The sequence below is a fragment of the Rosistilla oblonga genome (genome assembly GCF_007751715.1).
In the GTDB taxonomy this organism is placed as follows: domain Bacteria; phylum Planctomycetota; class Planctomycetia; order Pirellulales; family Pirellulaceae; genus Rosistilla; species Rosistilla oblonga.
Window position 1 is genome coordinate 3460964 of record NZ_CP036292.1, and the last position, 17473, is coordinate 3478436.

The following is a 17473-nucleotide window of genomic DNA, read 5'->3' on the forward strand; positions in this document are numbered from 1 at the left end:
TGGATTGACGGGCATGACCACGATCGACCTGAAGGAACTTGGGATCACGGTTCAAGACATCAAGCGCAACACAGCGCCGTCGGAACTGTACGAAGAAGCGATTCGACGCGAACCGGGGACGACGATCTCCGATCTGGGAGCGTTGATCGCCTACTCGGGGACGAAAACAGGTCGATCCCCATCGGACAAGCGGATCACCCGATCGCCGGAGGCGGAGGATGAAGTCTGGTGGGGCAGCGTCAATATTTCGCTGGAGAAGCACAGCTTTGAAGTCAATCGCGAGCGTGCCAGCGATTACTTGAACACCCTGGATCGGTTGTACGTCTTCGATGGCTACGCCGGTTGGGATCCGAAGTATCGGATCAAAGTTCGCGTGATCTGTGGCCGGCCCTACCACGCGTTGTTCATGCACAACATGCTGATTCGGCCGACGCCGGAAGAACTCGCCGATTTCGGCGAGCCCGATTGCACGATCCTCAACGCCGGTGCCTTCCCCGCCAATCGCTATACCACGGGAATGACATCCAAGACCAGCGTCGATCTGGACCTGGCGACCCGCGAAGTTGTGATCCTGGGGACCGAATACGCGGGCGAGATGAAGAAGGCTGTCTTCACGCTGATGAATTATTTGATGCCCAAGCAGGGCGTCCTCTCGATGCACTGCTCGGCCACGGTCGATCCCGAGCGGACGCATTCGACGATCCTGTTTGGTCTGTCGGGAACCGGCAAGACGACTCTCTCCGCCGATCCGCACCGCTTGTTGGTTGGCGACGATGAACACTGTTGGTCCGACGACGGCGTCTTTAATATCGAAGGGGGCTGTTACGCCAAAGCGATCTATTTGACGCGCGAAGCTGAGCCGCAGATCTTCGACGCGCTGCGGTTTGGCGCGGTGCTGGAGAACGTGGTCTACGACAAAGCCGATCATCACGTCGACTTCGACAATACCTCGATCACCGAAAACACGCGAGGTGCTTATCCGATCGAGTTCATCGACAACGCAGCGATCCCCTGCGTTGCGCCTCATCCAACCAACATCATCTTCCTGACGTGTGATGCCTTTGGTGTTCTGCCGCCGGTGGCCAAGTTGACCGCCGAACAAGCGGAGTATCATTTCATCAGTGGTTACACAGCCAAAGTGGCTGGAACGGAAGTTGGGGTGACCGAGCCTCAGGCGACGTTTTCACCCTGCTTCGGCGGCCCGTTTTTGGTCTGGCATCCGGGCAAATATGCCGAACTGTTGTCCAGCAAGATCGCCCAGCACAACGTCAACGTCTGGCTGATCAACACCGGCTGGACCGGCGGTGCTTACGGCACCGGATCGCGAATTCGATTGAAGCATACCCGCGCGATCATCGATGCGATTCACGCCGGATCTTTAAGCGACGCTCCGACCAGCACCGATCCATGGTTCGGATTCCAGACGCTTCGCGACGTCCCGGGCGTGCCTGAAGAGATCCTCGCGCCGCAGGCGACGTGGAGCGATCCGGCAGCCTACGACCAAGCCGCAGCCAAATTGGTCGAGCTGTTCCGCAACAACTTCAAGAGCTACGAATCGGGCGTCCGCGCCGACGTCTTAGCCGCTGGACCGAAAGCGAAATAGGACGCCAGCGGACCCGACAGTCGGCAGCCCGCAGCGCCAGCTGTGGCGCCGTCGAGTTGCGTGGTCGACTGATTGCTGGCGCCCTGCTGCGGCAGCGATGAAAATTGCCGAGTGATAGAACTTGCGGGGTGGTGCGCGTGATATACTCGCGGGGTGAAAAAACTCCCCACCTCGTTACAAGGAATCTGTCGGATGTCGATTCGCAATGGTCGTTTTGGTGTCATGCTCGCCGCGCTGCTGGCAATCTCACTCGGCTCGGCGACAAGCTACGCCGCCAGTGGACTTTCTCCTGGCCCCGTTGAACTGCAGTCGTTGGGCCCGATGACTTTCGCCACCTCCGGCGTTCTGATCGTTGGCGATCCGAAAGCTGCCGCTGTGTATGCGATCGCGACCGAGGACAAACAGGTCGATGGCGATCTGCAAAAAGCGTTGCCCAAGGATCTGCGAGGCCAGCTGGCTGCGGCGATCGGGGCCGAATCCGACGCGCTCGAAATCGGCGATATGGCGGTCAATCCCGAAACCGGCAACGTGACCTTTTCGGTGAAAGCAAACAATCGCTGTGGACTGGTTCGCATGAATCGCGACGGACAGTTTCAGAAGATCAACTTGGACAAAATCGATCACGGCCGCAAGCAGCTGCCCAATCCACCCGCCGACAAGATCAGCGGCGAGGGACGACGCAAACGCAACCTCCGCGATCAATCGATCACCGACGTCGCCTACTTCGACGGCAAGGTGATCGTCTCGGGGCTGTCGGCTGGCGATTCCCCTTCGGCAGTGGTTGAGTTCCCGTTCCCATTCGCCGACAACACGATCGTCTCCAACGTCGAGATCTTCCACGCCGCGCATGGCCGCGTCGAAGATGCAGCGATCCAAACCTTTGTCCCGCTGAACATCGATGGGGAACCGTCGCTGCTGGCCGGATTCACTTGTACGCCATTGGTCAACTTCCCGATTGGCAAGTTGGATGGGGGTGAAAAAGTTCGTGGCAAGACCGTCGCTGAGCTCGGCAATCGCAATCGCCCGATCGATATGATCGTCTACGAAAAGGAAGGCGTCACGCACTTGCTGCTCAGCAACACTGCACGCGGCGTGATGAAGGTCAGCACCGAAAAGATCGACGACGGCCCCGGCCTGACCGAACCGGTTCGTGGCGGCGGGACGGCTGGCCAACCTTTTGAAAAGATCGACACGCTTGTTGATGTCACTCAAATGGACAAGCTGAGCGAAACGCATGGCATCGCGTTGATCGGCAAGCCAGGCGACACGCAGCGGTTGCAGATCTTCGAGCTGCCATAATCAAGGCGACTCCGCAGAACGCTGAATCACATGGTCGTCGCCTTTTGCATATCGCTCGAGGCGACGACATCTGGTCGCTGTGGCTCGACCTATGTGTTGGGGCCGGATTTCATCTCGAGGCGGCCGCATTCGCATCTGCCGAATCTGGGGAATGCCGAACTCCAAAGGGACACGCGGTGGTGAATCGGATCGATTTCACTATGCTGGTTGGAAATTTCCAACTCCAAGCATCTGAGTAGTCTCCCGATGAAGCCGTTTAAGACAATCCAGAATCCCGATGTGCCGGTCAGCCATCTTCCTTTCAGTCCGGCCGTTCAAGTCGGCCAGTTCGTCTTCGTCTCCGGCCAAGCGTCGGTCGATGACACGGGCAAGCTGATCACTGACACGTTTGAAGGCGAAATGCGTCGCAGTCTTGAAAACATCCGCAAGGTGCTGGCTGGCGCCGGGTTAACCTTTCAAGACATCGTGCAGACCCGCAACTACGTCGGCTCACAGGAAGACCTCGCTGAATTCAACAGGATCTACGCCGAATACTTCGAACAGCCCTATCCGGCACGGACGACCTTGATGGGCTGTTTGGGAACGCTGTTGAAATTCGAGATCGACGTCGTCGCCGTAGCACCGCAGAGCTAACGCAAGTTGGGCTGGCAGGGCGACGATAGGATCGCTGGCGTTACACGCTCTTCAGCTTGCGGAACTGGAAGGCACAATAGATCGCGACAAGGCCAAACAGGATGGCAAAGCCACCGCTGAAGCGGATCAGCAGGCTGGCCGAAAAGAGCGGAGCCAGGGCGAGAACGATACCAAACAGGATCGAGAAAACGCCGTCCAGGATCATCCATCCCTCGCCCTCGATCGCTTTGCGTTCGCGAATCGCGACGACGATCTCCAGGATGCCGCTGAAGATCGAACCGGCAGCGATCAACAGCACGACGGTCACCGCTGCTACGGTACCGATCAACGCCGGATGCCCCGCAGCAAAACCGCCGGCGACGAGCGCTAACACGCCGCGGAGGATCGTCCAGCCGCGCGATTCGGTCCAACCGGCGAGACCCGCGACGATTGCCAAAATTCCGTCAGCGATCAAAAAGCAACCGATCATGAAGGCCCACGCCAGTAGCGTCAGGCCTGGATTGAACAGAGCGTACAGGCCCAAAACGATCAGCAGGATGCCGCGCAACAGCAGGATCCACCAGGTGGATCCAATTGCGTTCAGGATCGGATTTTCGGTGCTGACGGGGGCGGGGCTGTCGTTTGTCGATGACATTGTTTCGGCTTCCTAATGAGTGATTTGTGCGTTACCGCAGATGGACGACTTGGTTGCTGACATATAGTCCAAGCGAGCGGCTTACGTTAGCTCGTTCCCACGTTGCGCTCGTCTCGCGAGAGAGCAGATTGCGTGGCGGTCGCTGGCTGCCCGGTTTCGGAGCTTGAGGCTGGTTGGGATACGCGGTGATTGGAGGTTCCAACGTGGTGGAATCATACCTCCCATTAGCAGATTGGGCGAACCCAAACGTCCTTTGGGAAAACGAACCGGCAGAAATCCGGCGCGATAGCAGTTCAATCGCACGATTGGAGCGGATTTGTTGGTGACGTCGGTTGGCATTGGCTGTCCTGGCGCCGCGACCGGAGCACGAATCGGGAGCGGTTTGGAACCGTAAACCGCCCGGCTTCACTTTTCATCGAATCGACGATCGTTTAGAAACAGGGTTGAAAGGAACCTCTGCCCGTGACCGACTCAAATACATCCATCGAAACGAAGCCCGCCGCGCCAACGATCGGTTGGTCGGGGTACCGTTGGCTGCTGACCGCTGCCGTGGGACTATTGACCCTCGGATGCGTAGCGATGTTGTTGTCGGCGAATCAGTCGACGACGACGCCGATCGCGACGTTTGAGGTCGTCAATGTTTATCCGCACGACCCGGCAGCGTTCACGCAAGGTTTGGCCATCGACGGCGGGCGGATGTACGAGGGGACGGGGCAATACGGCAGCAGTTCGCTGCGGCGCGTCGAGCTTGCGTCGGGCAAGGTGCTGCAGAGTATCTCGCTGAACCGCGATCTGTTTGGTGAAGGGATCACGGTCTGGAAAGATTCGATCATTCAATTGACGTGGAAGAAACGCCGTGCTTTTGTCTTCGATCGCGATACCTTTCAACATCGCAAGACGCTGCGGTACGCCGGCGAAGGCTGGGGGCTGACCCATGACGGCACGCATCTGATCATGAGCGATGGGTCGTCGCGGTTGCGGTTTCTCGATCCCGAGACATTCCGCGAGGTGCGACAGATCACGGTTCACGATGGCCGACGTCGGATCGACGACCTCAACGAACTGGAGTTTGTCGAAGGGGAGATCTTTGCGAACGTCTGGTACAACGATTCGATCGCCCGCATCTCGCCTCAAGACGGTCGCATTCTCGGCTGGATCGATCTCCATAATCTATGGCCAGCCAGGCAACGGCCAACCCGAGAACACGTTCTCAACGGGATCGCTTACGATCGCGAAGCAAAGCGATTGTACGTCACCGGAAAAAATTGGCCCAAGCTGTACGAAGTCCGGATCGTCGACGCGAACTGAATCCGCTCGATCCGCTGCGGTTTGCAGCGTCGCCATTCACTGCGAGGGTCTGTCTCGCGGCAAGTCGGCCGAAAACCACGCTCGCGGGCTTAACTAAATAGAAGACCAGTGGCTCTTCGCAGCTGGCGGTTTCTATTCGCGGCGTGATGCATGATCCGTTACACTGGGGAGAACCGTTACTAACGCGAGTGATTCACGTTAGCCCCCCCAGAGTCCCCTTGAGTCGACGTTAAAGTAGCCGACGATGCCGCAGTTGCGGTGGCCGCTTGCCGTGGAACTCGAGGCCCGCATGGATCGAATTGCACAGGCAAGCCGCATGAACCGAATGCGTTCGTTCGCTTTTGGCGTACTTTTTCTAGCGATGCTTCGTTGCTCATCAGCTGCCGACGAGGCGACGCCCGAGCAGATCGAGTTCTTCGAAGCGAAGATCCGCCCGGTTTTGGTGGAACATTGTTACGAATGTCATAACAGCGATTCAATGGCTGAGGCGGAGTTCGCGCTCGATTGGCGAGAACCTCTGCGGCGCGGCGGCGACTCCGGTCCGGCGCTTGCCGAAACGCCAGACGCCAGCTTTCTGTTGCAGGTGATGCGGCATGAGGTCGATGGGGTGGAGATGCCTGAAGGAGGCGTCAAGCTGAGCGACGCGATCCTGGCCGACTTTGAAAAATGGATCGCGATGGGGGCTCCAGATCCTCGCGACGAGCCACCGTCGGCCGACGAATTGGCCAAGTCGACTTCGTGGGAAGCGGTTCGCAACAAGCGAGCAAAGTGGTGGAGTTTCCAACCGATCGGAAACATTGCACCACCGGCTGGTGACAATGGATGGTCGGACCTTGCGATCGATCGCTTCACCTATGCGAAAATGCATGCAGCGGGATTGCAGCCCGCCGCGCCGGCTGATCGCGTGACGTTGGTCCGGCGGCTCTATTTCGCTTTGACGGGCCTTCCGCCAACGCCCGATCAGATCGATGCGTTTGTCGACGATACAGCCGACGACGCCTATGAAAGACTTGTCGATGAATTGTTGCAATCGCCTCATTTTGGCGAGCGTTGGGCGCGGCATTGGATGGATTGGTTCCGATACGCTCAATCGCACGGCAGCGAGGGAGACCCAGCGATCGCCGGGGCGACGCTCTACCGCGACTACCTGATCCGCGCGCTCAACGCCGACGTTCGCTACGACCAACTGGTCCGCGAGCACATCGCGGGAGATCAATTGCCCGAACCGCGGATCAACGAATCGCTTGGCATCAACGAATCGCTGATCGGCACGGCGCATTGGCGGATGGTTTTCCATGGCTTTACTCCGACCGACGCCTTAGACGAACGAGTCCGGTTTAACGACGACGCGATCGACGTTGTCAGCAAAGCATTTTTGGGACTGACGGTATCGTGTGCCCGCTGCCACAACCACAAGTTCGATGCGATCAGCCAAGCCGACTACTACGCCTTTGCCGGGATTGTCGACTCGACCCGCCCTGGTCGCGCGGCGATCGATCTCCCCAGTCGCTTGAATCTTCATCGCGACACCTTGGCGAACTTAAAGCCGCGAATTCGCGAGGCGATCGCGGCCGACTGGCAACCCGCGGTCGCTGCGCTTGCCGAGCGGCTGCAGTCGACGCCGCCGAGTGAATCGGATGCTAAAGAGGCTAATTCGGTGTTGAACCCTTTGGCAACGATACAACGCGCGATCGCTGACGGTACCACGTTCGAGGCAGCTTGGAATCAGAGCGTCGCGGAATTTGAAATGCTGCAAACTCAACGGGCTGCGTTTGAGGAACAGTCGTTGGCGGAAGATTGGCGACTCGATCGGGCACCGCCCGAAGGTCAGTGGTTTGCGTACGGCAACGGTCTTGTTGGAGTTGCCGAGCAAGCAGACGATCGACAACCCGAACCAAACGCCGCCGGCGAATTTGCGATCGCCGAATCGGGAGACGCACTGCGTGGCATCTATCCGGCCAGCGTCGTGACGCATGGGATCAGCAATAAACATGGCGGTCGTTTGACGTCGCGGGACTTTCTCGCGTCGGAGGATCAGCGACTGTGGTTGCAGATTGCGGGCGATGGGGCGTCGTCGAGTCGCTTTGTTGTGCAAAACTACCCACGCAATGGAACCGTCTATCCGGTTACCAACCTCTCGGGCGATAAGGCAGCCCGGTGGCATTGGCAACAATACGACCTGAGCTATTGGAGCGGAGATGATCTGCATATCGAATTAGCGACAGCCCGCGATGGGCCGTTGTTGGTCAAACCGAACGATCGGTCGTGGTTCGGAATTCGTAGAGCCGTTGTCACCGCAGCCGGGCAGCAACCGCCAAGCGATTGGCGCGAACATCTCTCTCCGCTGTTTCAGATCGCCGGTGAGCAACCGCCAAAGTCGGCGAGCGATCTCGCGGAGCTTTATGCCGCGGCGATCGGCCAGGCGATCGAGGCTTGGCAATCCGGAAGGATGACCGATCCTCAAGCTCTGCTGTTGGACGCGTGCGTGCAGCAAAAACTGCTCCCCAACGCGTTGGACAACTTGCCGTCGGCGAAACCGCTGATCGAGGAATACCGCCGCTTGGAGGCGGAGATCCCGGTGGCGACGCGTTTGCCGACGCTGTCCGAATGGCGTGGCAGCGACCATCCGCTCTATATTCGTGGCGATCACAAGCAACCCGATCGTCCGATCCCCCGCCGGTACTTGGAAGCCTTTGATGCGGAACCCTACGCGACGCAGCTCAGCGGCCGCGAACAGCTCGCCGAGGATCTGGTCCGCGCCGACAATCCGTTGACCTCGCGCGTGATCGTCAATCGGATCTGGCACCATCTGTTTGGCCGCGGGATCGTCGCCACGACCGATAACTTCGGCCGGCTCGGCACGCAACCGACACATCCGCAGCTGTTGGACTACTTGTCCGGCGAGTTCCGCGATCGGGGCTGGTCGATCAAACAACTGATCCGCCAGATTGTGACCAGTCAAACATGGCGGCAACAATCGACGCCATCGGCCAAGGCACTGGATGTCGATCCTGAAAACTTGCTGCTGTCGTACCGTACGACGACGCGGTTGGAAGCCGAAGCGATCCGAGATTCGTTGCTGGCTGTGTCGGGACGTTTGCAGCCGCTGGCTCCCGAAGGTGCTGTTCGTGGCGACAGCGACCGTCGCTCGGTCTACGTCAATGTGATCCGCAATTCGTTGGATCCCTTTTTGAGCAGCTTTGACGCGCCCGTTCCGTTCAGCTGCAAAGGCCGGCGCGACGTCACAAACGTTCCAGCTCAAGCTCTGATGATGCTGAACAATCCGTTTGTTATCAAAGCAGCCGAGCAGCTTGCTGCAGGCATTCTGGCCGACGATTCGCTGCACGATCCAGCGCAGCAGGTCGCTGCGATCTGGCGACGCTGCTTTGGGCGGACGCCAAGTGAATCGCAGCTGCAGGCGGCGACGGCGTTTCTGGAACAGAGCCGAGCCGGGAATGAAACGATCCGCCAGCAGATCGCCCAATGGGATCGTCAGATCGCGGAACATCGCTCTCAAATCGATGCGATCACCACGCCAGCACGCGAGAAATTGATGGCGGCGCTCGCAGGCGAGTCTTCGGTTCCCTCGGCGGCTGACGCAACGTCGCCGTCGCCATTACGAGAGTGGCAGTTTTCCAAACTGTCGCCCGACCCAGCAGCCAAAGATCATCTGACGCTTCACGGAACGGCGCGGCTGGAAGACGACGCGTTGATCGTCGATGGCGGTGGTTGGGCGGCATCGCCTGCGCTGCCGATGGAGATCGCCACGAAATCGCTCGAGGTTGTCGTGCAGCTGGACGACTTGGACCAACGCGGCGGCGCTGCGATTTCGATTCAGTCGACCGACGGCAACTTGTTCGATGCGATCGTGTTCGCCGAACGCGAGCCGCGGCGTTGGATGAGCGGCAGTGACCATGGGCGACGGACGCAGAGCTTCCGCGCGGATGAAGAGCAGCAGGCGCAACAACAGCCTGTCCATCTGGTAATCACCTACAACGGCGACGGGACGATCGTTTGTTATCGCGATGGCCAGCCCTACGGAACGGCTTACAAAACGGGCGTTCAAACGTTCCCTGCAGGGCGGACTCAAGTGATTTTTGGAATGCGTCACGGCACGCGGACAACCAACGGTCGAATGTTGAAGGGGCGGATCTACGAAGCGCGGCTGTACGACCAAGCGTTAACGGCAACGCAGGTTCAATCGTTGGCAACACGATCCGTCCACGCGGTTTCTCACGAGCAGATGGTCGCAGCGTTGGAGCCCGCCGAGCGTGAGAAGCTGCTTCTTTTAGATCAGCAGATGGCCACGCTGCAGCGAAAACGCGACGCGAGTCCGCCCTCGCCGGTACCGCAACAACACTGGATCGATTTCGCTCATTCGCTGCTGAACATGAAGGAGTTCCTCTATGTCCGCTAATACATCGCACCTAAGCGTCGGCTCGCGGAGACGCTGGTTGCAAACATGCAGCAGCGGATTTGGGATGCTTGCCCTGTCGAGCATGCAACGCCAAGCGACGGCCGCCGCCACGGTACCGGTTGTCAATCCAAAAGCCAAAAGCGTGATCCTGTGTTACATGTCCGGCGGCGTGTCGCATGTCGATTCGTTTGACCCCAAGCCGCAACTGGTCAAAGATCATGGTAAATCGATGCCGGTCAAAGTCGAACGGACTCAGTTCAACAACAACGGCAAGATCTTCGGCAGCCCGTTTGCCTTCAAGCCTTATGGCGAAAGCGGATTGGAGATCAGCGAAATCTTTCCGGAGATCGGCAGTTGTGCCGACCATTTGGCGGTTGTCCGTTCGGCAACAACTAATGTGAACGAACACGCGCAAGGCAACTTTGCGATTCATACCGGCTTTCCCTTTCTGGGGCATCCGAGCGCCGGTGCTTGGATCAGTTATGGCTTAGGGGCGGCGAATGAGAACCTGCCCAGCTACGTCGTGTTGCAGAGCGGCGGCGCGGTACCACCGCACGGCGGCGTGGGGCTGTTCAGCAGCGGTTACCTGCCGGCTCAACATCAGGCTTCGATATTGCAAGCCGACAAACCCGACGCGGTCCCTAACATCCGCCCCGCACAAACGTTGGCGATGCAGCGACAGCGACTCGACTTTGTGCGTCAGATCGATTCTCAGTTTGCCGACTCCGCCCAGAACCGGCAGGTCGATGCGGCGATCGAAAACTATGAAACTGCGTTTCGGATGCAGTCGGCCGTCCCCGAGCTGTGCGATATTTCCGACGAAACCGCAGCAACGATGAATCTGTATGGGATCGATTCTGGCGATCAGGCACTGGCCGCTTACGGACGCCAAGCTCTGTTGGCGCGGAAACTCGTCGAACAAGGCGTCCGCTTTATCGAACTCTCCTGCATCACGCGCGGCATCGGCGCCGGCGGCGCGGCGAATCCCTGGGACCAACATGGCGACTTGGAGAAGGGGCACCGTGCGATGGCGGAACAGGTCGACCGACCGATCGCCGCGTTGATCAAGGACTTGGAGGCCCGTGGGCTGTTGGATGAAACGCTGATCGTCTTCACCGGAGAGTTCGGTCGAACGCCATTTTCGCAGGGGGCCGGTGGCCGCGATCACAATCCGTTTGGTTTCAGTTTATGGCTGGCTGGCGGCGGTATCCGCGGCGGGACAGCCTACGGAGCGACCGACGAACTCGGCTACCGCGCCGTCGAAAAGCCCTGCACGATCTATGATGTTTGGGCGACGGTGCTGCATCAATTGGGGATCGACCACGAAAAGTTGACCTTCCGCTCCGGCGGCCGCGACTTCCGGCTGACCGATGTCCACGGCAACGTCTTAACTGAGATCATCGCCTGAGTTTTCCAGACGTTGCCCGCACGGTCTGTGACTTTTCCGGCAGTTACAGCACAACGTAAACAGGCAGGGAGGGCATTGTCGTCTAATACGATGAATGCGCAACCCGTACGTCGGTACGGAAAAATCTAGTTGCCGGCGACGTTATGGCGCCAGGCGGCGCGGATCCAGTCGCGTCGAGCTTGTTTCGAAGCGGTGTCCGGTATTGTTGTGTCTGCAGGCAGTAGTTTTAGCCAACGCTTGTGCAGCGCGTCGGTGACGGGGGTGTCCAGTTCGGCGGCGTGGCCGGGGAAGGCGGCGTTGTATTGGCTGCCGAGCGATTTGGGGCGTGGTTGTTTCGCGGGGGCCAAGCCGTGCAAGCCGCCTCGTGTTCCCCACCACTGCAAGGCGGCAAAGTCTTCGGAATCGGGAGGTACATCGGTGACGTAAATCGTCGCGCTGCCGTCGGCATGCAGTCGCTGCTGTAAGTGCGGGACATCGATCGCTTGAACTGGCAGGTCTTGTTCGATCGCGGTCGCAGCGGCCCATCCGGCGGCTTGGCCCAAAGAGGTCCAGATCGGTTCGAGCCGCAAGGCGCCAAAGCCGAAGTGGCTGGCTGAACATGCGACAGGAACCAGCAGGTTTTCGGTAACCGCAGGCACGATGACGCCGTAGGGAATTTGGTACGGCGGGACTTTCTTGTAGAACTCCCCCTCGTGCTGGCCGTCGAATCGAGATCCGGTGCGACCTGTGCCGTGGCAGTTGTGGACGTAGTCGCCGATGGCGATGCTGTCGCGATGCAGGACCGCGCGGGCGTCGCCGTCGGCTTGCTCGGTATCTCGGGCGGTGAAAACGTGTTGGCCGACCATTCGCCGCGCCTCGCGAATATACAGCTGTGGCGGAATGCCTGCGGTTCCGGGAAATTCATCGCGGCAAAAGCCCCAACGGCGAGCGTCCTTGCGAATCGCTGGCGGGACCGCCGCGTCGTGCTGCAGAAAGTAGAGCAGCCCTAGGTTGTAAGCGTAGTGTGCCGCGACGATCTTCGCTCGCGTTGCTCGATCGCCATCGGGATAAGCATCGTTGATATCGGGCATCGACAGCCGAACCGCGGCGTGCGGCGTGTCGTTGATATCGGCTTTGTCGTTGGGCATTCCCGGGGCGTGAGCGCGATAGATGCCGCTGTGGTCCGATGCAAAGACGCGTTTCAGCTTACCGCTTTCAAACGCCTGCAACACATCGACAAAATCGTCGCGGTTGTAGCTTTCGGGCTGAACCGGTTCACGCATGTTTGTGGTGTCGGTTGTCATGATCAATCGCAGGTTGTAACCCTGCACTTGACCATCGGCTTGGCCTTGTGGATTGCCTGCCATCGGTTCGCCATATTGGCTGCTTGATTCGCGTCCGACGTGGTAACTCTCCCCCGCCGCCGCCAGCAGATCGCCTTCATAACTGGCGTCGATGAACGCTCGCGCATCGATCTGTTGCGATTGACCGTCGGGACCCGCAAAGGTCGCGGAAACGATGCGCCGCCGACCAAGTTGGCTGTCCGTCGTCGCGACCTCTTCCAAAACAAGCTGCTTGAGCGTTTGAATCGCCGGATATTCGGCCAGCATCTGCTGCAAGATCCGCAGATTGACCGAGGGCTCGCCGTGCGTGCCGCGGAACGCCGCGACAACTTGTTCGGAGTCGGCACCGTAACGGGCGACATAGTCGGCGTCGGCGCGTTGGGCAAAGTCGAGGAAGAATCCGGTCAACGCTTCGAACGAGCGGAAGTCGGTGTGGGAGAGACCGCTGGTCAACATCCCGCCGATGTGATCGGTCGGTTCGACCAACAGAACGCTGCGGCCCGCTTTGGCTGCGCTGACCGCAGCGGCGATTCCCGCCGGCGTGCTACCGTAGACGCATACATCGGTTTGCCGCGGGGCGTCGGCCGCGATCGAAAACGTGCTGCTGATGGCGATTGAAACAACGATCAACAATCTTAAGATGCGCATCATAAGGCTTTGGATAGGCGGTTGGGACGCTTGATGCCGCGATCGATGCGACGCTGGCGTTTACTAAGGAAGAGCGAATTGAGGGACGCTTTAGGCGGGCCAGTATTCGGCGATCTTGCGTTTCAGGAAGTCGACGCTGCGAGCCAATTGGTCCATCCCGTCGACTCCGTCTTCGATGCTGACCCAGCCATCGAAACCAACGCTGCGAAGTTCGCTGAAGATCGCGTCATAATCGTTCAATCCCTTGCCGATCTCGCCGTGGGAGAGTCGTTTGGCGTATCCCGTTGCGCCTCCCTCTTCGCGTCGCAGGTCCTCCAGAGTCCCTTCCTTCAGATACCTGTCGCTGGCATGCATTGTGACGACGCGGCGGGAGACTCGCTTGAGCAGTTCGATCGGATCCTCGCCAGCGAGGTAGGTGTTACTGGGATCGTAGTTGACGCCGAAATTGGGATGGTCGATGCGGTCGACCAGCATGCAGAAGACATCCATCTGCTGCGCGAATTCCGGAAACTCCCAGAAGTCGTCTTTGTAGTGATTCTCGATGATCAGCGTGGTGCCTTGGTCCTGAGCGTACGGCAAACAGGCCTCGATCGAATCAGCCGCCAATTGGACGCCTTGTTCGATCGAGAGTTCAGGGCGACGCTGGCCGCTGAGCACGCGGCAATACGATCCGCCAAGTGCAGCGGTCATGTCGATCCATCGCTTTTGTTTGGCGATCTCCGCGTCGCGAAAGGCCGCGTCGGGATGGGTGAAGTCGGGGGAACAGCACATCATCGGGATCACCATCCCGTGCCCTTCGACTTCGCTTCGAAAGCGTGCCCAGTTCGACTGGTCGGCCATTTCCAGAAAACCGGCGTACCACTCCAATCCCTGGACGTCCAGCTTCGACGCCAGGTCGATCCATTGGGAGACCGTCATCGTGCCATCTTTGCACAACGCTTGCATGAAGGCTTTTGGGAACGCGGCTAGTTTAGGCATGGTCGACTCGGTGGCTGGTGGTTGAAATGCGGTGACGTGGGAACGGTTTGCTGTTGGCTTACGCGGTCCCCAACAGCGAACGGACGGCTTCGCCGATGTTGGCTTGCCGCATCAGCGACTCGCCAACCAAGATCGCCTTGACGCCCGCCGCCCCTAGCATCTTCACATCCTCGTAAGTGCGAATGCCGCTCTCGCCGACAAGCAGCCGGTCGGTTGGAATTTGCGATCGCATGCGGACGGTATGCTGTAGATCGGTATGGAAGGTGCGAAGGTCGCGGTTGTTGACACCGACCAAGCGGCCATCGGTCGCCAGTACGGCGGGCAGATTTTCGTCGTCGTAGAATTCGATCAACGTCTGCAGTCCCAGTTCAGCGGCTTGGCGATGCAGCGTGATCAGTTCTTCGGAGCTCAGGCATTCTGCGATCAGCAACACGCAATCGGCTCCCGCGGCTCGCGCTTCGAGCAATTGGTAGCGGTCGATGATGAAGTCTTTTCGCAGCAACGGGATCTCGACTGCGGCCCGGATCTGTCGCAGGAAATCCAACGAGCCTTGGAAGAAAGTCTCGTCGGTCAGGACGCTGATGCAAGCGGCACCGGATTGAGCGTACGCGGTGGCGATCGCGACTGGATCGAAGTCCTCGCGGATGATCCCCGCCGAAGGGCTGGCCTTCTTGACCTCCGCGATCAACCGCACGTCGGGCGTGGCGGCGAGGGCTGCGGTAAAGTCCAAGGTCGGCGGTGCGGCGGCGGCCAACGCCTCCAGCTTCTCAATTGGTTGAACCAGCTTTGCTGCCGCGACTTCTTGGTGCTTCTTGGCGATGATCGTGTCGAGGATGGTGCTCATACGGGCAAATGTCCAGTCGTCCAACGTGAAAATAGGGGCAGAGAATCCCGCATTCTAAATCAGCGCCACGGGACAGCAAGCGTGGCGGCCTTTCATTTGCCCAAACCTCGACGATAATTACAGTTGGCATCCAATGTAATCGTGTTCCCCCACCGGCAGAACGAAGTAGGCAACGATGAACCAACCAAAACAAAACCTTTCCGAATGGGCCAGCGAGTTCCTTGAAGAGCGCCTGTCGCAAGCGGCGGCGACGATGCGGAAGCCCGAGTTAGTCAACGATTTGAAACTTAAGATCGGCGACGTGATGAACCATCTTCCCGGTTCGGCGGCTCGCGAGGTGGAGCGTTTACTAGACGCCGCGCGGCAGCACGCCGCCGCGTTGGCCGATCTGATCCATCCCGACAATTCGATCAACACCGCGTCGATCAACGCCAGCGGCACACTGTTTTCGGGCGACTGTGGCGTGCCATCGTCGGTTGCGGTCCAGCATCCGTTGATGTTTCACGCGACGCATCAAAACCAGACGGCGCGAAAAGGTGTTCAGCGGGCGCTGCAAACGGTGGCGATGAAGTTGTTGGGGCAACACGCGTTGGCCGCCGACAGCGTCGAGGCGGCGATTGTTGCGGTGGCCAAAGCAGAGCGGCCGTCGGTGAAAATTGTTGTTCCTCGATGCCAAGCGATCGGATTGCCGTCGGGGATCAGTCTGCCCGATCTGTTGCGTTCGGCGGGATGTGAAGTGATCGAAGTCGGCACCGTCGATCGTTGGTCGGTCGATGGCCTCCGCCGCGAACTTGGGGACGATCTCGGTCATTGCGCGCTGGTGACAGCGGACCGAATCGTCGACGGCGCGGTTCGCGATCCGAATCCCGACGGTCGGCTCCATCAGATCATGCCCGAACTGCGCCGGTTGATGCACGTTACGTCTTACGTGGCACCTCGGTCGTTGGAGGAACTGGTGCAGCCCTGTCTGATGACGTTGCAAGAAGCTTGTCGCGGCACGCTGCTTGTCACCGGAGGCGACGGATTATTAGGCGGCCCGCCCCTGGGAATGTTGTTCGGCGACAACGCTCGTTTACAAGAGATCACGCAAACGCGCGATTGGTGTTGGCTGCAAGCCGATCTGACATCTCAGGCGACGATGACGTTGGCGATGAATTCCTGGGGCGATGGGCCCGCGCCCGAGGGATCGCTGTTGGCGATGTTGGAAACAACCCATGCCAACTTGATCGATCGCGCGATGCGGTTGAAAAATCGGCTGGAACAAGCTGGCTACCAGGCGACGGTTCGCAGCGATGAAGTCGAAGCAAGGCTGTGGCCGGTCGGCAGTTGGACGCTTCCGACGGTGGAAATCGCAATTCAACGGGCAGCCGATGCGGAGGAGTCAGCCGAAGAGTTTGCCGATCGGCTGAAACGATCGCGGCCGATGCTGCTCGCCAAATCGAGCGGAGAAACGCTGGTGATCGATCTTCGTTGGGTTGCACCGGCGCTCGATGCAAAACTCGCCAAGACGATCATCGGAACTTGCGAGTCACCTACAGAGGATTCGGCGACCGAAAATGTTGCCGAATCAGCAACGACCTGAATCAGTTCCATATCGCGCGGCAGATACCTGCCGCCGGACTTTTGCAATCGGTTGCTCTACGGAAAACGCCCGACATAAAGTCTCTCCGCGGATCGGTTGCTTCGATCCGCGAAAGCGTCGCTGAAGCGATCAGCTGGCGTCGTCTTTGTTATTGCTGACGGCGATCGGAATTACGATCGCTGCGGCGATGACGAGACCGATCAACAGCGGATGCAGCAGCGCCGAGACGGGTTGCTGGCCGCGAGCGATCATCGCATCTTGCGAGATCAAGATCTGCTTTACTGCGTTTTTCGGAGCGGTTGCGGCGGGGAAACAGGTCACAAACGCAGCGGCATCGGTGCTGGCGATTTGATAGTCGCCCGGCTTTTCGATGGTGAACTGGAATCGTCCCGATTCGTCGGCTGTCGTCTTGGCCAGGACTTTTCCCTTTTGTCCCAACACTACGGTCCCACCGGATGCTGGTTTTCCATCGCGAGTGATCGATGTCCCTTGCAATGTTCGGTCAGCGACCAAGAGGACTGGGATCGAAGTCATTTCTGGAGCTGCGGCAATCGCTTGTGGCGGTTGTTGGGCGGCTAAAGTGGCGATCGGCATGTGCCACGAAACAACGGTTCCAATCAACAAAAAGTGCAGCGCACGCTTTGTGAGGTCCATCGAATGCATCCTTGCAAGTTGGTGAGGGCGGATGTAAACCGCCATCGAAAGGGGAGGAAATCAGACGCTCCGGCGCGGGGAGGCATCGATCTGCGTGTCGCGCGTGGGAACGTTATTGTGTCGGTTCAGTCTTGCCGCTTCGC

12 protein-coding genes are annotated in these 17473 nt (G+C 59.1%); 7 read left to right on the plus strand and 5 right to left on the minus strand.

The annotated features are described in order from the left end of the window. Nucleotides 1-13: 13 nt before the first annotated feature. From pckA to CA51_RS12330, 3 genes are all read left to right on the plus strand, one after another. Complete coding sequence (gene pckA, locus CA51_RS12320; protein ID WP_145120966.1) at nucleotides 14-1603, plus strand: phosphoenolpyruvate carboxykinase (ATP); 1590 nt, start codon at nucleotides 14-16, stop codon at nucleotides 1601-1603. A gap of 192 nt (nucleotides 1604-1795) precedes the next feature. Beyond that, on the plus strand, nucleotides 1796-2902 hold the full coding sequence (locus CA51_RS12325) for a hypothetical protein (protein ID WP_145120969.1): 1107 nt from the start codon (nucleotides 1796-1798) through the stop codon (nucleotides 2900-2902). Nucleotides 2903-3148: 246 nt separating this feature from the next. Next, entirely contained in the window at nucleotides 3149-3535 is a 387-nt protein-coding gene (locus tag CA51_RS12330; RefSeq protein WP_145120971.1) for a RidA family protein, read from the plus strand. A gap of 40 nt (nucleotides 3536-3575) precedes the next feature. Here the strand turns inward: CA51_RS12330 and CA51_RS12335 are convergent, their stop codons facing one another. Further along, a complete protein-coding gene (locus CA51_RS12335) occupies nucleotides 3576-4169 on the minus strand; it encodes an HdeD family acid-resistance protein (RefSeq protein ID WP_145120973.1) in 594 nt (197 codons plus the stop codon). A 462-nt stretch (nucleotides 4170-4631) separates the two neighbouring features. On the opposite strand from CA51_RS12335, the gene CA51_RS12340 reads away from it, so the two are divergent. From CA51_RS12340 to CA51_RS12350, 3 genes are all read left to right on the plus strand, one after another. Then, the gene (locus CA51_RS12340; protein ID WP_197451791.1) at nucleotides 4632-5477 is read left to right on the plus strand and encodes a glutaminyl-peptide cyclotransferase; all 846 of its coding nucleotides are present in this window, start codon (nucleotides 4632-4634) and stop codon (nucleotides 5475-5477) included. Between the two features lie 361 nt (nucleotides 5478-5838). Next, a complete protein-coding gene (locus tag CA51_RS12345) occupies nucleotides 5839-9894 on the plus strand; it encodes a DUF1553 domain-containing protein (RefSeq protein WP_197451792.1) in 4056 nt (1351 codons plus the stop codon). Then, nucleotides 9884-11302 carry a DUF1501 domain-containing protein gene (locus CA51_RS12350; RefSeq protein ID WP_145120977.1) on the plus strand — a complete coding sequence of 473 codons (1419 nt, stop codon included), beginning with the start codon at nucleotides 9884-9886 and terminating at the stop codon, nucleotides 11300-11302. Before CA51_RS12345 ends, CA51_RS12350 begins: the two co-directional genes overlap by 11 nt. Nucleotides 11303-11427: 125 nt before the next feature. Here CA51_RS12350 and CA51_RS12355 read toward each other — a convergent pair whose 3' ends face one another. From CA51_RS12355 to trpC, 3 genes are all read right to left on the minus strand, one after another. Next, the gene (locus CA51_RS12355) at nucleotides 11428-13272 is read right to left on the minus strand and encodes an FAD-dependent oxidoreductase (protein ID WP_231746147.1); all 1845 of its coding nucleotides are present in this window, start codon (nucleotides 13270-13272) and stop codon (nucleotides 11428-11430) included. A 90-nt stretch (nucleotides 13273-13362) separates the two neighbouring features. Continuing rightward, nucleotides 13363-14250 carry a sugar phosphate isomerase/epimerase family protein gene (locus CA51_RS12360; protein ID WP_145120981.1) on the minus strand — a complete coding sequence of 296 codons (888 nt, stop codon included), beginning with the start codon at nucleotides 14248-14250 and terminating at the stop codon, nucleotides 13363-13365. A gap of 58 nt (nucleotides 14251-14308) precedes the next feature. Continuing rightward, nucleotides 14309-15094, minus strand: coding sequence for an indole-3-glycerol phosphate synthase TrpC (gene trpC / locus CA51_RS12365; RefSeq protein ID WP_145120983.1), 786 nt, complete (start codon nucleotides 15092-15094; stop codon nucleotides 14309-14311). A gap of 175 nt (nucleotides 15095-15269) precedes the next feature. Here trpC and CA51_RS12370 point away from each other — a divergent pair, with 175 nt between their 5' ends. Beyond that, a complete protein-coding gene (locus CA51_RS12370) occupies nucleotides 15270-16676 on the plus strand; it encodes a hypothetical protein (protein ID WP_145120985.1) in 1407 nt (468 codons plus the stop codon). Nucleotides 16677-16805: 129 nt separating this feature from the next. Here the strand turns inward: CA51_RS12370 and CA51_RS12375 are convergent, their stop codons facing one another. Beyond that, the gene (locus CA51_RS12375; protein WP_145120987.1) at nucleotides 16806-17330 is read right to left on the minus strand and encodes a hypothetical protein; all 525 of its coding nucleotides are present in this window, start codon (nucleotides 17328-17330) and stop codon (nucleotides 16806-16808) included. Nucleotides 17331-17473: the final 143 nt, after the last annotated feature.

Bases quoted from the DNA above. Each gene is read 5' to 3' on its own strand.
- CA51_RS12375 (WP_145120987.1), bottom strand. From the start codon at position 17,330: ATGGACCTCACAAAGCGTGCGCTGCACTTTTTGTTGATTGGAACCGTT.
- trpC (WP_145120983.1), bottom strand. From the start codon at position 15,094: ATGAGCACCATCCTCGACACGATCATCGCCAAGAAGCACCAAGAAGTC.
- CA51_RS12330 (WP_145120971.1), top strand. From the start codon at position 3,149: ATGAAGCCGTTTAAGACAATCCAGAATCCCGATGTGCCGGTCAGCCAT.
- CA51_RS12325 (WP_145120969.1), top strand. From the start codon at position 1,796: ATGTCGATTCGCAATGGTCGTTTTGGTGTCATGCTCGCCGCGCTGCTG.
- CA51_RS12360 (WP_145120981.1), bottom strand. From the start codon at position 14,250: ATGCCTAAACTAGCCGCGTTCCCAAAAGCCTTCATGCAAGCGTTGTGC.
- CA51_RS12370 (WP_145120985.1), top strand. From the start codon at position 15,270: ATGAACCAACCAAAACAAAACCTTTCCGAATGGGCCAGCGAGTTCCTT.
- CA51_RS12355 (WP_231746147.1), bottom strand. From the start codon at position 13,272: ATGCGCATCTTAAGATTGTTGATCGTTGTTTCAATCGCCATCAGCAGC.
- CA51_RS12335 (WP_145120973.1), bottom strand. From the start codon at position 4,169: ATGTCATCGACAAACGACAGCCCCGCCCCCGTCAGCACCGAAAATCCG.
- CA51_RS12345 (WP_197451792.1), top strand. From the start codon at position 5,839: ATGCTTCGTTGCTCATCAGCTGCCGACGAGGCGACGCCCGAGCAGATC.
- CA51_RS12350 (WP_145120977.1), top strand. From the start codon at position 9,884: ATGTCCGCTAATACATCGCACCTAAGCGTCGGCTCGCGGAGACGCTGG.
- pckA (WP_145120966.1), top strand. From the start codon at position 14: ATGACCACGATCGACCTGAAGGAACTTGGGATCACGGTTCAAGACATC.